Below are 14,540 nucleotides of genomic sequence, written 5' to 3'. Positions count from 1 at the left end.
AATGAATGGGTTTGGTATCTATTAATTATAGATTAATATCATAAAGTACTATAATTGTTACCGAAAAATGAGTAATATTACCGTATATATATAAGTAATAGATCTATGAAGGGCATTGTGTTTACAGAGTTTTTAGAAATGATCGAAGATAAGTATGGCTATATAGTAGTAGATCAATTACTTACAGAAAGTAACTTGCCATCGGGAGGAACATATACTGCGATTGGTACGTACGATCACAGCGAAATGGTGACGCTGGTTAGTAACTTGAGCCAGAAGGCGCAAATTCCTGTATCTGAGTTGCTTCGGGCGTACGGTCGATACATGTTTGTTACCTTCACCAGAAGTTACCGTCCTTTTGTTGATTACTCGCATTCTGCTTTCGACCTGCTTAAGTCTATTCAGCATTATATCCACGTAGAGGTTAAAAAATTGTACCCGGATGCTGAATTGCCTCATTTTACGGTCGAGCAGCCATCCGACAATCAGCTGCATATGTACTACGAATCCGAACGTAAGTTGTCTGATTTTGCCCACGGTTTGATTGAAGGTTGCCTGGCCCATTTCGGCGAAAAAGCAATCATCAGGAAAACTAACCTCGTTGATGACGGCAGCCGGGTATTTTTTGAAATCGTGAAGGAATGACACAGGTAGACGATAGCAACCTACTGAGAAGGCGTCTGGAGCGCGAAAAGCGGGCCCGAGTTGAGGCCGAAGCTATTTTAGAGAAAAAAGCGTTGGAATTATACAACGCCAATGAGCAGCTTCAGCACCTGAATGAAAATCTGGAGCAGCAAATCCAGGCTAAATTAGCGGAGCTGCAAGAAAGCGAACAGCGGTATCGTCAGTTGATCGAGTCTGTTCAGGATATTATTTATAAAATATCACCCGAAGGCGTCTTTACGTTTGTCAACTCGGTCGTCGAAAAATTACTGGGCTATACCGAGCAGGAATTTGTTGGCAAACATTTTACCGATATTGTAGCACCCGGTTACCGGAAGGCCACCCTTGCTTTCTACCAGTCGATGCTGGAAGAGCGTATCGACAGCACATATAGTGAGTTTCCGGTGGTTGCCAAAGATGGGCGAACGGTCTGGATTGGTCAAACCGTTCGGTTTATCGAGTCGGAAGGCAATATAGCAGAACTCGTGGCGGTAGCGCGCGACATATCCGACCGGAAACTGGCCGAAAGTCAGTTGCAACGGACCCAAACCCGGCTTTCAACCCTGATAACTAGTCTGGAATCCGGCATTCTGGTAAAAGATGAACAGCAGCGTGTCATTTTGGCTAATCAGCTTTTTTGTGACATGTTCGGCATCCAGGATGCTCCCGAGCAACTAATCGGGCAGGATTACTCGCGGTCGGTTGAATTTATCAAGGGTTCGATGGAAGACCCCGAAGCCTTCGCGCAGCAGGTAGAACAGTTAATGCAAAACCGGCAGGCCGTCACTGGGGAAGAAATCAGAATGGTGAACGGCCGAATCCTGGAGCGCGACTATATCCCTATATTTTTGAAGGAGCAGTACATGGGACATTTGTGGAAATACACGGATGTTACCGACAAGTACCTGGCTCGCGAACGCATTCGCCGAAGCGAAGAAAAATACCGGGGTATTATGAATAATATGGAGCTTGGTTTGCTGGAGGTTGATCACAACCAGACCATTATTCGTTCCTACGAGCGCTTCTGTCAAATGGTTGGTTACGCCGAGGAGGAACTGGTTGGTAAACATGCCGCTGACCTGCTGGTTGCCCCGGAGTTTAGAAATGTTATCAATCAGCAGCAAATTACGCGAAAGCAGGGGAATGCCAGCTCGTACGAAATGCAGTTGATTCGGAAAGACGGTAGCCGGATCTGGGCACTGGTCAGTGGTGTGCCGATCCTGGACGAAGAGGGGAAGATTGTTGGCTCGATCGGCATTCATTACGACCTGACCGAACGCAAGCAACTGGAAGAGGAATTGGCGAGAGCAAAACGAATTGCGGATGAAGCACGGCTGGCCGAAAAGCAGTTTCTGGCCAACATGAGTCACGAGATCCGAACGCCCCTCAACGCAATCATTGGCATGTCGCACCTGTTGTTCGATACCAAACCTGATCAGCAGCAGCGCGAGTATATCGATATTTTAAAAACATCCGCTAATTTTTTGCACAGCCTGATTTCTGATTTATTAGATATGACCAAGATTGAAGCTGGACGGATTGAGGTTCACGCTCGGCCGTTCGATTTGACGGGCCTGCTGCGGTCCATCCAGAAAGTATTCGAGATGAAACTAAAGGATCGCGCCATTTCAATCGATGTCATGCTGGATGCCCGCATTTCCGGCGATTTTGTCGGTGATGACGTGATGCTGAACCAGATCCTGATGAATCTGGTCGGTAATGCCGAAAAATTTACTGAAGAAGGCAGTATTCAGATTACCGCCCGGCTGAAAAAACAGGAAGCTGCCAAATACTGGATTGAATTTGCGGTTGTTGACACGGGCATTGGCATACCGAAAGAAAAATTAGACTTGGTGTTTCAAAAGTTCAAGCAGGTAAATCCTCACGGGCATAAGCACAAAGGCACCGGGCTGGGTTTAGCCATTACCAAAGAACTGGTCGAAATTCAGGGAGGGACCATCGCCGTCAGAAGTCACGTTGGGGAAGGAAGTCAGTTCACGTTTACACTTCCTTTCGGCAAAAGTGAAACGCCATCGGAACCGGTCGTAGTAGCTCCGGGCAACGTACCCTTGTGTGATGATACGCTGGGGTGCCACGTACTGATCGTGGAAGACAACCTGATGAATCAGAAGTACATCACTAGTCTTCTTACGAAGTGGAACGTACCCTATACGCTTGCTCTGGACGGTAAACACGCCGTTGAGGAAGCAAAAAAACAACGCTTCGATATCATTTTGATGGACATACAAATGCCTATCATGGACGGGTATGAAGCCTCCGTGGCCATCCGCAGTTCTCATAACCCCAATCAAAATATACCCATTATTGCGTTGACCGCATCCGCTATGCTTGACCAAAAAAACCTGGCTCTTGAAGCCGGAATGAATGATTTCCTGACCAAACCCTTCGAACCAGCTCAGCTTCGGTCGTTGTTGCAGCAGTACGCCCCCGCCGAAATGGTACATGATGGCGATACGATGCTTGACTGGGAGCGGCTGAATCTTCTGTACGGGTCCGATATGGAATACACGGCTGAGATGCTTTCCATCTTTCTATCGGATATTGTTCCGGAGATTATGGAGTTGCCCGTTCTTTGCCAGGAAGATAAACGAACGGAATTAGGCCAGAAAGTGCATAAGTTAAAGCCGACGTTTGGGATGGTTGGCTTATCGCAGCTGGAAGGAAAAATGGCACAGTTAGAAAAAATAGTAAAACAAGGGTCTAAAGATGAGCTGTTAGAAATCTATTGTAACGATATAATCGTAAAGGTTAATGAAATGATTCCGGTTATAAAGAAAGAGATACAAAAGATTACTCCAGCGTAAATCATGGCATTGACCTGTATAATTGTTGAGGATGAACTGATGGCTCGCAAATCGCTTCAGCGGCTATGCGAGAACCATGGCTCGCTAGATCTGATGGGTGTATTTGATAACCCGACTGAAGCACTGAGCTTTCTGGCGGAACATAGCGTCGATTTGATCTGGCTCGATGTCGAAATGCCTGATTTGACAGGTTTTGACTTGCTGGAAAAGCTGCCGTCCATTCCGTTGGTCGTGCTTACCACGAGTAAAACGGAATACGCTTTCGACGCGTTTCAGTATCAGGTGACGGATTATATAAAGAAGCCGATTACGATGCCTCGTTTCAACCTGGCGGTCGAAAAAGTGTTGGAGGTGTACCACCGATCCAAACTGGCGTCGGCCACCGAGCGTCAGGAAATATACGTTAAGAGCGAAGGTCGTTATATCCGAATCCCGTTTGATGCCATCGCGTATGTCGAGAACATTGGTGATTACGTCAAGATCCATACGGACAAGCAAACGCACATTGTCTACACAACGATGAAGTACCTGGAAGAGAAACTGGGGTCGCAGTTCCTTCGCGTCCATCGGTCTTACATTGTTCATCTCGACAGGATTGTCGACATCGAAGAAAATACGTTGGTTATCAACAATAAAGTGATTCCGATCAGTCGCGCAAACAAACCCGAACTGATGAGCCGGTTAAATTTGCTGTAACGGAAGGCTAGCCAGCCAATTACTCGTTGGACCCAATTTTTAGGCGGACCAACGAGTAATTTTATGGGCTTCCTGTTTGATTTTGCTGGTCGAATAGCGACGTTTGCCCCGTCTTATCAGATGACATCACGCTATGAACGATCCGCAACTTACCCAACTGTTTCCCACCAACGACCAGATTCCCGCCGAATTTCGAATTGAACCTATTCACCAGCGTGCGTATTTGCTCAACGGTGAAATGAAGCAGTGGGACGGCCCTGTTTCTGAGGTGTATTCGCCTGTTTGTGTACCCGACGAGCAGGGTGAGCTACAGCGTCAGCTGGTCGGCAGTTATCCCGTAACGGGACCACAACAGGCCCTCGAAGCCCTCGACGCGGCCTACGCAGCTTACAACAATGGCCGGGGCGAGTGGCCCCAAATGGCCGTCGCCGACCGCATTGCCTGCATGGAAACCTTCGTGGGGAAAATGCTTGAGCAGAAAAAGCTGGTTGTCAACCTGATTATGTGGGAGATCGGTAAAAACCTCGCCGATGCGACCAAAGAATTCGACCGGACTGTTACGTACATCTACGACACGATTGATACCTTGAAAACGATGGACCGTAACTCATCGCGGTTCCGCATCGAAGAAGGAATTATCGGGCAAATACGGCGGTCGCCGTTGGGCGTGGTGCTAGCGATGGGACCGTTCAACTACCCGCTCAACGAAACGTACACTACGCTTATCCCGGCCATTCTGATGGGGAACACGATCCTGTTTAAAACCCCTAAGCATGGTTCGCTGCTGCACTATCCGTTACTCGAAGCGTTCCGGACCAGTTTCCCGAAAGGCGTCGTCAATTCGCTCTACGGGCGTGGTGCCGACGTGATACCCCCCGTTATGCAGTCGGGTAAGGTCAATGTGCTGACGTTGATCGGGTCCAGTCGCGTTGCCGATCAGCTCCAGCGCCAACACCCGAAACTCAACCGGCTTCGTTCCATTATGAGCCTTGACGCCAAAAATGCCGCTATCATTTTGCCCGACGCTGATCTCGACGTAGCCGTGAAAGAGTGCTTGCTTGGTACGCTCTCGTTCAATGGTCAGCGCTGTACGGCCATCAAAATTATCTGGGTGCATCGGTCCGTTGCGGATCAGTTTCTGAGCAAATTCAATCCCGAAGTCAGTAAACTAAAGCCGGGTATGCCCTGGGATGCTGGTGTACAAATTACGCCCCTACCTGAACCCGGCAAGCCGGATTACCTGACCGAGTGCATCCGTGATGCCGAAGCCAGCGGAGCAACGGTAGTTAACGAAGGCGGGGGCCAGGTGTCGGCTTCGCTGTTCAAACCAGCGGTGGTTTATCCCGTTCAGGAAGGCATGAAATTATATCGCGAAGAGCAGTTTGGCCCTGTTATTCCAATCGTACCCTTTGATGATGTGGAAGAGTTTATCGACTACCTGATTACGGACGACCACGGTATGCAGGCGAGTATTTTTGGGACGGATAGCAATGCAATTGCCCAACTGATCGACCCGCTGGTTAACCTGGTAAGCCGTGTCAACATCAATGCGCAATGCCAGCGCGGACCGGATACGTTTCCGTTCACGGGGCGCAAAGATTCGGCGGAGGGAACCCTGTCCGTAGAAGATGCCCTTCGGTCGTTTTCTATCCGGTCGGCAGTAGCCACGAAAGATACTGCTGCCAACAAAGAAGTACTAAACGACATTGTGGGCGACCATAAATCGACGTTTTTGTCAACGAATTTCATTTTCTAACGGAACTGGAAGCGCAGTTGACAACCGACTGGGTCATTTGGGCCAGTCGGTTGTTTTTTTGTGATTATCAACCCATATAAATACAACGAACGATTGCTCGAAGCTACTACACTTACTAAATCATTCGGCCCGTTGTCGGCGGTTCAACAGGTATCGTTTGTGCTCCAGGCAGGTCAGGTCATGGCGCTCGTTGGAGCAAGCGGTTCTGGAAAAAGTACGCTGCTGAGTATCCTGGCTGGCTTAACGGACGCCGATGGAGGAGACGTCCGGCTGGACGGAAAACGGGTGCCAGGTCCTTCCGAAGTGCTGGTGGCGGGTCACGCAGCGATCCGGCTTGTTCATCAGGAATACCAGTTGATGCCGAATGTATCCGTTCGGGAAAATATTACGTATGCGCTCCGCTTCTTCGCGAAAACGTACCGCGACTACCGGGTCGATGAATTGCTACGACTGTGCCGACTGGCGGAAGTGCAGAACCGGTTACCACGCCAGGTGTCGGGGGGCGAAAAACAACGGACGGCCATTGCGCGAGCTATCGCTGATAAACCCGCCGTGTTGCTGCTCGACGAACCGTTCAGCCATCTTGACTTACCAAACCGGCTCATCGTTCGTAACTTACTCTTCGATCTGGTGCGGCACGAAAATACGGCGTGTCTGTTTGTTACGCATGATGCCAGCGATGCACTATCAATCGCTCATACGGTAGGTATTCTGCGCGACGGGAAACTGATTCAACTCAGCAATCCCGTCGACATCTACCGACGACCCGAAACGGCGTATGCCGCCCAGATGACCGGCCCGGTCAACATCTTGCAAACGGAGCATCTGCCCTTGTTAGGCTTATCGGCTGTCGAATACCCTTCGGCGCTTTTTTGTTTGCGACCGGAGCAGGTCAGGCTAAGCGAAGCAGGTATTTTGGGAACTGTTCGAGCAGTGTTTTTTAAAGGAAGCCACTACGAAATCGAAGTAGAGCTAAACCCTGATTTTTGCTTGCGTGTACTGACGACCAATGACAGCCTGTACGTAGGGCAGCGCGTGAACATCCAGGTGACTGCCGATTCGGTCTGGCCGCTCCAACGCTAATTTTGTGGTAACTCCGCGCGTCTTTTTCGGTTATAGAGGGAAACAAACTGACAAAACGTTATGGAAAGTTCACAGCACGATCATGAAAAAGTAGGCGAGCCCGATTTTTCGGCCAAGCCCGACGTTGAGTATCTGGTGGGAGAAGAACACGATGATGTTGATGCTTCGGGCGTTGACGATCACTCGACGGGTATGGGGGAGGATGACTACCTGGGTAAAACAAATCGCGAGGGTAATAAAGACGAATAAACCTTTTTACAAAGTAAAAGGCCGATCTTCGAAAAAGATCGGCCTTTTACTTTACAGCTATCGCTTGGCTTACAGCATTCGTTTGATCAACTGCTCAACGGAGATACCTTCGGCTTCGGCCTTAAAATTGCGAACGACGCGGTGGCGGAGAATGGGCAACGCAACGGCTCGTATATCTTCAATATCGGGCGAGTATTTGCCATTTAACAGCGCGTTACATTTCGAAGCCAGAATCAATGCCTGCGAAGCACGCGGACCAGCGCCCCATTCTAAGTATTGATTTGCATCGGAAGAAGCCAGTTCCGTGTTAGGGCGAGTCTTGTGTACCAGCTTGACGGCATACTCAACGACATTATCGACGACCGGAACCCGGCGTACCAGGTGCTGAAACTCCCGAATTTCTTCGCCGGTAATGACGCGCTGTACTTCGGGACGTTTGTCGGTTGTGGTGCTCTTAACGATGTCCAGTTCCGATTGAAACGACGGATAATCCAGGTAAATGTTAAACATAAACCGGTCGAGCTGCGCTTCTGGAAGTGGGTACGTTCCTTCCTGCTCAATGGGATTCTGCGTAGCCAGTACGAAGAAAGGACGACCCAATCCGTATTTCTGACCGGCGATGGTAACGGAATATTCCTGCATCGCTTCCAGCAAAGCCGATTGGGTTTTAGGGGGCGTCCGGTTGATCTCATCGGCCAGGATAATGTTGGCAAAAACCGGTCCTTTAATAAACTTGAAATTCCGTTCCTGATCGAGTGTTTCCGAACCCAGGATGTCCGAAGGCATCAGGTCGGGCGTAAACTGAATACGGTTGAAATCGAGATCCAATGCCCCCGCAATCGTCTGGATAAGCAGCGTTTTGGCGAGGCCCGGCACACCGACCAGCAGGCAATGTCCCTGACAGAAGATAGCGGTTAGGAGCAAGCGAACCGTGTCGTCCTGGCCGATAACAACCTTCGAAATTTCCGCTTTTAACTTTTGGTAATAGGTAGTAAGGGCTTCCGCAGCCGCAACATCCGATGAGTAAGGCACAATAATACAGTTAAAGAGTTTATGGTTTACAGGTTTCCGCGTTGACCCTGACAATGCAAGTTAGCCGAAAACTGTAAACCTCAAAACGGAAAGCTATTCATTGCCGCCACCACTCAATGCTGCTGCGCTGTTTTGCGTTGTTCCAAAGATGCGACAGTTTTGAAACTCAGGATCTACGCTGATGTAAACATCCGCCACCGACTTCCGGAACCAGTCATCAATGGCCCGGTTCTTTTTGTTGGTCAGTACGATGTTCTGCAACTTTTCGAAGTCAAGCTTGAAGTCTGCCGTGTGTGGGGGAACTTTGCTTTTGAAATACAAAATCCGAACCGCACTTTTACCGTCCTCGGTACGATAGGGCAGGGGAGCCGAAACACTGCCCACTTTCATCGTGTCCAGCATCTGGAACATCGCGTATTCCATCGAACCATCCATTGCCAGACGGCTGCTTCCCGACTGTGCATCGCGGATCAAACCACCTGCATCTGCTGTGCTTTTATCTTCCGAAAAGTCGTGGGCTGCTTTGTCAAATTTAACCGAGTCAGCAACGATAAGTGTCCGCAGGCTGTCCAGATAGCGCGTTGGGCTACTCAGATCCAGCCGGTTGTAATCGGGGCGGAGCAGGATGTGCCGAGCGTGGTATTCCGCACCGCGCGTTTCCAGCAATTGAATAAGGTGAAGACCAAATTCCGATTCAACAACGTCCGAAATTTCGTTTGGCTTCATTTTCAAAGCCGCCCCTTCGAAAGGAGCCACCATCATGCCGCGTTTGGCAAAACCAAGATCGCCACCGTTCTGGGCCGAACCCACGTCTTCCGAATTATCTTTCGCTAACTTGGCAAAGTCTTCACCGGCCTGCACCCGTTTTTTGATGTCTAACAATCGCTGGCGCAGGGCTTCTTTCTGCTCCTTGGTCGGCTTGGCAAACCGTACAATCTGACCAACCTCAACGTCGGCGGGCATGTAGGGCAAACTGTCTTTTGGAATAGCATCGAAGAACTTACGAACATCGCGGGGGGTCACCTTTACGTCGGTCGTGATCTTCTGCTGCATCTTCTGCGCAACTTTCTGATCTTTCACCTGCTGGCGCAGTTCGCTTTTGAGCATTTCCAGGCTCTTACCATAGGCTTCAACAATGTTCTTTTCGGAACCGAACTGCTGCGCCATGTACTGCATCCGCTGGTCGAGTTCGCTGTCTACGATCTTATCGTCAACCACAACCGAGTCAATCTCGGCTTTGGCGAGCATCATCTTATTGATGACCAGACTCTCCAGCAACTGACATTTCTGGGGTGGTGTCTGGTTCTGGCCCACGTAGGACTGATAGGATTCCTCAAGATCGGACCGAAGTACGTAATAGTTATCGACCTTGGCAATGATCTTGTTCAGGCTTACCCCTTGTCCCTGGCCAAAAACCGGTGCGGTCAGGAACCAGCCAAGCAAGGCAATAAAAGCGCTACTGATTACTTTTTTCATGAGTTAAAGATACGCACAGAACAGAAACCGTCCTGCCTTTTTAGAAAAATTAAGAACTTGATTGTGAGTGCTGGACAACCTGCCTGGCAAGCTGAGCGCGTCCCCGATCTGCTGACTAGTGAATTACTTGCCTAACTTCCGAATCTCATCTTCATTCACCTTCACCGGGTATTTCTGACGAAGCTGAGCAAGCCACTGTTTTTCGAGCAAAGCCTGATAATCATTAATGACAGCGCCCCTGGCTTCGGCAAACGTTTTTGCCCGAGCGGGTTCAACGCGGTTTATCGTTACCGAAACAGCTTTGCCGGCCCGGTTGAAGGTAGTGGTACCTTCTTTCCACTGGTCGATACTGTCGAGGTAAGGGTTGATTCCCTGCGCAAAAATACCTTCGGTGATCGTCACCGCCGGATCAGCGGAGGACGATGGTTGCCGGCTGTTGAGAACTTTAGCAATGTCTGCTTTATCATTCGAAAAATACTGGAACGAAACCCGGCGTTGAGCGGACGCATCTTTAGGTGCATCGGCTGCCCGGCGGGGAGGAGCCCCCTGATAATCCTTTTCCGCAATGCGGTTCAAGGGAACACCACTCTTTTGCAGGTAACTCACAACGGCCCGAATCCGACCCGCCGATACCGAATCCCGCTCGGCGGCATCGTGCGCACCGGAAACTTCAACAACATATTCTGGATTACGGGCCATCGTTACGAGTACGTCGTACAAGGTTTCCCGCTGTTTAGGCGTCAGCATCGTCTGGTTACTGTCGTAGGTCAGGTCAGCCGCCGAGCGCTTGAGCTGGTAGGGCGGTTTGCCGGACAGCATCTGACGAGCCTGTTTCAATAAATCATCGTTCTGAGCGACAATGATCGTTGCGGCAGCCCGTTCCGGAAAACGGTATTTCTCCGCATTCTGGTCAAAATACTGGCGTTGTCCCGTTGAATCGGTCATCGAGCGTTCCCATACGTTTTGCTCCATCACCTGCGAAAGCAGAACACCATCCCGGATCTCGTTCAGCAGCGAACGGAACTCCGGCGATTTCTTGTCCAGATTAGCTTCCTCCGTTGCCATTAACTGATCCCCTTCAAACCGGTCGAGCAACCGGCGCATCGCTATCGCTGGTGAACCCGTGACTGATGCAACCGGCGCAGCGGGTGCCAGGGCAGGATTACGCTGTGGTTGCTGTTTCTGCCGGACGTAATCAAAAAACTGGTTTACGGTTACGGGCTTTCCGGAGACGGCGAACAACGATTTGCTTTGTAACGCCGGCTCCAGTGGCTCGGGGTAGCGCCACTGACCACGCAGCAGACTGCTATCGGCCTTGGCTAACACCTTCTCAACGGTTGCTTTTTCTTCCAGAACAGGATATTCTTTCTTCAAGCGTTGCACGGTTGCCTGGCGCAATACATCAGCACGCGTATCGGTCATAACGCGCTGGCGCAACGAAGGAGCTAAGTCAGCATAAGGTTCCAGCCCTTTCCGCTCGATGAGTTTGATGATATGCCAGCCGTAGTTTGTGCGAACCGGTTTCGATACGTCGCCGGGTTTCGTCAAGGTGTAAGCGGCCTGTTCAAACGACGGAACCTGCCTACCGGTTTCAAACGCCGGTAGCAGTCCTCCGTTCGCGCGAGAAGTAATGTCGTCTGATACGGCCTGGCAAACCGCTTCGAACGATTCGCCTTTCTGGAGCCGGGCGTACGCAGCGTCGATACGATCCTGCGCTGCTTTCTGACCGGCTTCATCGGCACTGGGGCTAAGCCGCACCAAGATGTGAGCCACCCGTAACTTACCGCGACTTGGCCGACGGTCGTTTACCTTGATCAGGTGATAACCCGACCGAGTTCGGATGGGCATGGAGACCTGACCGACGGGCGTGTTGTAAGCCGCTGTTTCGACCGGATAAACAAGTGAAAAAGCCGTGAAATAGCCTAAATTACCACCGTTGGCAGCCGTCTGACGATCTTGTGAATTGTCCTGAGCCAGCTGGGCGAAATCCGTACCGGCCAGCGCCTGCTTGCGAATGTCAAGTGCTTTCTGGTAGGCCGCCAACGTATCGGTGGGAGCCGCGTCTTCGGTTACAGGTACCAGAATATGGGACGCGTTGATTTCTTCCTGCATCCGTTGGTACGCTTCAGCGGCTATCGATTCCACCAGCACTTTGTCCGTCAGGTACGATTGCGCCAACTGGTTACGGTAGGTATTCATTTCCTCCCGAAAAGCCTCGGTTGTATCGCGTCCTTCGGCTTCGGCGGCTAGTACTTTCAGCTTCAGATTGGTATACAGATCGAAATAGTTCTTCACGTCGGTCCGCTGGGCGGAGTCGGACGAGAACTGATTTTTCGTAAACGACTGGAAAAAATCATCCGTAGTGAAAGCTTTGGTCCCCAGCGTCAGGATAACGGGCTGTGGGGGTGTTTGCTGAACCACGGGTGCGGTTGTTTTGCAGGCTGTTACGGCAAGAGCCAGCAAGATACCGCCGGTAAGTTGGCGCATAGCGTCGGAATGGAAAAGTAAGGTACTAAGTTACTGATTACTGGGTTGAGGGGGCATGCGTGCCTTGTCTCAATAGGTTGAAAACAGCGTTTTTTGTAAAAACATTCGCTCTGTTTAAGCAACGATTGAACGAAGGGCTTATTGGCGAACGGGCCGGATTTTCACCGATTTAAGCGTAATGTCATAGTCGAGTCGATAGTCGAAAGCGTCGCGAAGGTTCTGCCCCGTGAATACCGTTGGTACGTGCACGAGTTGCTGCTTTTTTTTGCGTAGTTCCGCTTCGTAAAGGTCGACGCTGCTTTGGCCCAATAAATCATCATCGTCAAACTGATCGACCAATTTCAGGCCAATGCCCGAAGCGGCCAGACCAGCGGCTACGTATTTGAGCGGAGTCAGGACTTCGGCTGCTGTGATCAGAAAAGCCGCCGGGCCAGCCACAATATTATGTACTTGCCGAACCCGATCCAGCATTTGCTTCGCCCGGTTGTAATCGTCCACTTCAATCAAGACCAGTGAGGCCACAATGCGCCCATTCTTCGGTAGTTCCAGGCTAATCGGCAGGGCTTTGTCGGGACCAGCCGCGCTAAGGTCCAACTGCTGGCCTTTCTGCACGGTTACGACGCCCCAACCGCCATTGACCACCGATACGGACTTGTTTTTAGCGTCGTAACTGGTCATTGAATACGCCATCATCAGCTCATCGCGTCGGCTCAGCGTTTCTTCGAGATTCACCGCTTTCAGCGAACGGGGAGCCAACTCCGCTACGAGCGATGTCGGGCGGGCGCATCCAACCAGCAGCATTAAACTCAATAGACTTACAATGACTCGCATAGCTTCAGAACACTTAATCAGCAACTTCCTCAACAACGGATTCGCCCGACGACTGATCTCCGCTCGTCCACTGCCAGCGTTCATGCAGCCGGATTCGTCCATCGGGCAACCGTTCGGGCGTTGACTGACAGTGGCCAGTCATCAGCTCACCCTGCACATTAACGTGCTGATAGCGCATGTCGAGCCGATGGTGACTATCGACTGTCGCAATCAGAAACCCCTTTACGATAGCCCCGCCACTGTATTCGGCCCAGACGATCTGATCCTGCTGGTGATAATGAAACAAGGTTTCTCCACCGACTTCACCATTCTCGGTGTTGGCAACGGAGCGAAAGGTTTTGTTGTCGTACATCGGAAGAACGTGGATAGGCAATTAGATGCTTGGCTCCTGTTGACTCAGGCAGTGAAAACTACCCAGACCCCACACAATATCGGTCGAGTCGATGCCGACGATCTTACGATCAGGAAAACACTGACTGATAATATCCAGCGCCGGTTGGTCAGCCGCGCAGCGGAACGTAGGTACGATAACCGATTGATTCGTAATCAAAAAGTTGGCGTACGAAGCTGGTAGCCGTAATCCATCGCTGACAACCGGGTCAGGCATAGGCAATTCTACAATGTTTAGTTGCTTACCGTTCAGAAGCCTCATCTGCTTTAGCTCGTGATGGATCTCCTGAAGGAACGGATAGTTAGCGTCGTTCTTGTCTGCTTCGTAAGCCGCGATTACCGTATCTTCGTTAACAAACCGCACCGTATCATCAATATGGCCATCGGTGTCGTCACCAACGATGCCTTCTTCTACCCAAAGCACCTGCTGAACGCCGTAATAATCGCACAGGTAGCGCTCGATGTCAGCCTGTTTCAGATGGCTATTCCGGTTTTGGTTAAGCAGGCAGGCCCGGCTTGTGAGCACTGTTCCGGCTCCGTTAAACTCGACCGAACCACCTTCCATAACGATGCCAGGCGTGACGTAATCGAGTCCACGATAGTGGGCAATCTCCACCGGAATCAGGTCATCGCGGTCGTAGGGCGGGTATTTCCCCCCCCAGGCGTTGTAGCCCCAGTTAACGATCATCCGTTGTTTCGTAGTCGGATTGATCAGAAAGGCCGGACCGTGATCGCGGCACCACGAATCGTTGGTCGGGTGGGGGAGCAGCGTCACGCGGTCCATATTCACGCCAGCGGCCAATAAGCGCAGTTTGGCCGCCTGCATCACAATCTCGTTATGCGCGTTGATGCAAACCTGTTCGCTTTCGGCGATGGCTTTGATAAAATCAATGTAGGCCGGAAACATCAGCTCCTGCCGCTCTTTCGTCCACGACGCTTCGGTATGGGGCCAGCTTAGCCAGGTGGCGACGTGAGGATGCCATTCTGCCGGAAAGAAAAAGCCCTCGCGGGCGGGAATCAGGGGGCTTTCAGATGAAGAGTTCAAAGACATG

The 14,540-nt window shown here is 50.9% G+C and carries 12 protein-coding genes; 6 read left to right on the top strand and 6 right to left on the bottom strand.

Going from position 1 to position 14,540, the window contains the following annotated elements; translation table 11 throughout:
- The first annotated feature begins 105 nt into the window (after positions 1–105).
- The 6 genes from M0L20_RS20370 to M0L20_RS20345 all read left to right on the top strand — a co-directional run bounded on the left by M0L20_RS20370 (position 106) and on the right by M0L20_RS20345 (position 7,272).
- A complete protein-coding gene (locus tag M0L20_RS20370; RefSeq protein ID WP_248478777.1) occupies positions 106–645 on the top strand; it encodes a heme NO-binding domain-containing protein in 540 nt (179 codons plus the stop codon).
- Positions 642–3,488, top strand: coding sequence for a PAS domain S-box protein (locus tag M0L20_RS20365; RefSeq protein WP_248478775.1), 2,847 nt, complete (start codon positions 642–644; stop codon positions 3,486–3,488). The genes M0L20_RS20370 and M0L20_RS20365 overlap by 4 nt, the downstream gene beginning before the upstream one ends.
- A 3-nt stretch (positions 3,489–3,491) precedes the next feature.
- Positions 3,492–4,184, top strand: a complete 693-nt coding sequence (locus M0L20_RS20360; protein WP_232558432.1) for a LytR/AlgR family response regulator transcription factor — start codon at positions 3,492–3,494, stop codon at positions 4,182–4,184.
- A gap of 133 nt (positions 4,185–4,317) precedes the next feature.
- Entirely contained in the window at positions 4,318–5,940 is a 1,623-nt protein-coding gene (locus tag M0L20_RS20355; RefSeq protein ID WP_248478773.1) for an NADP-dependent glyceraldehyde-3-phosphate dehydrogenase, read from the top strand.
- Between the two features lie 60 nt (positions 5,941–6,000).
- The gene (locus M0L20_RS20350; protein WP_248478771.1) at positions 6,001–7,023 is read left to right on the top strand and encodes an ABC transporter ATP-binding protein; all 1,023 of its coding nucleotides are present in this window, start codon (positions 6,001–6,003) and stop codon (positions 7,021–7,023) included.
- A gap of 60 nt (positions 7,024–7,083) precedes the next feature.
- The gene (locus M0L20_RS20345; RefSeq protein WP_232558429.1) at positions 7,084–7,272 is read left to right on the top strand and encodes a hypothetical protein; all 189 of its coding nucleotides are present in this window, start codon (positions 7,084–7,086) and stop codon (positions 7,270–7,272) included.
- Between the two features lie 69 nt (positions 7,273–7,341).
- Here the strand turns inward: M0L20_RS20345 and M0L20_RS20340 are convergent, their stop codons facing one another.
- From M0L20_RS20340 to M0L20_RS20315, 6 genes are all read right to left on the bottom strand, one after another.
- Positions 7,342–8,304, bottom strand: coding sequence for an AAA family ATPase (locus tag M0L20_RS20340; protein WP_232558428.1), 963 nt, complete (start codon positions 8,302–8,304; stop codon positions 7,342–7,344).
- Between the two features lie 93 nt (positions 8,305–8,397).
- The gene (locus M0L20_RS20335; RefSeq protein ID WP_232558427.1) at positions 8,398–9,780 is read right to left on the bottom strand and encodes a peptidylprolyl isomerase; all 1,383 of its coding nucleotides are present in this window, start codon (positions 9,778–9,780) and stop codon (positions 8,398–8,400) included.
- A gap of 123 nt (positions 9,781–9,903) precedes the next feature.
- Positions 9,904–12,267 carry a peptidylprolyl isomerase gene (locus M0L20_RS20330; RefSeq protein WP_248478770.1) on the bottom strand — a complete coding sequence of 788 codons (2,364 nt, stop codon included), beginning with the start codon at positions 12,265–12,267 and terminating at the stop codon, positions 9,904–9,906.
- A gap of 138 nt (positions 12,268–12,405) precedes the next feature.
- On the bottom strand, positions 12,406–13,098 hold the full coding sequence (locus M0L20_RS20325; RefSeq protein ID WP_248478769.1) for a putative manganese transporter: 693 nt from the start codon (positions 13,096–13,098) through the stop codon (positions 12,406–12,408).
- Between the two features lie 13 nt (positions 13,099–13,111).
- The gene (locus M0L20_RS20320; RefSeq protein ID WP_248478768.1) at positions 13,112–13,450 is read right to left on the bottom strand and encodes an avidin-fold protein; all 339 of its coding nucleotides are present in this window, start codon (positions 13,448–13,450) and stop codon (positions 13,112–13,114) included.
- Between the two features lie 21 nt (positions 13,451–13,471).
- Positions 13,472–14,539 carry an agmatine deiminase family protein gene (locus M0L20_RS20315; protein ID WP_248478767.1) on the bottom strand — a complete coding sequence of 356 codons (1,068 nt, stop codon included), beginning with the start codon at positions 14,537–14,539 and terminating at the stop codon, positions 13,472–13,474.
- Position 14,540: the final 1 nt, after the last annotated feature.

This window comes from Spirosoma liriopis (assembly GCF_023196085.1).
GTDB lineage: Bacteria > Bacteroidota > Bacteroidia > Cytophagales > Spirosomataceae > Spirosoma > Spirosoma oryzicola.
Note: the sequence above shows the minus strand (reverse complement) of the source record. Positions and strands in the feature narration are given on the sequence as shown.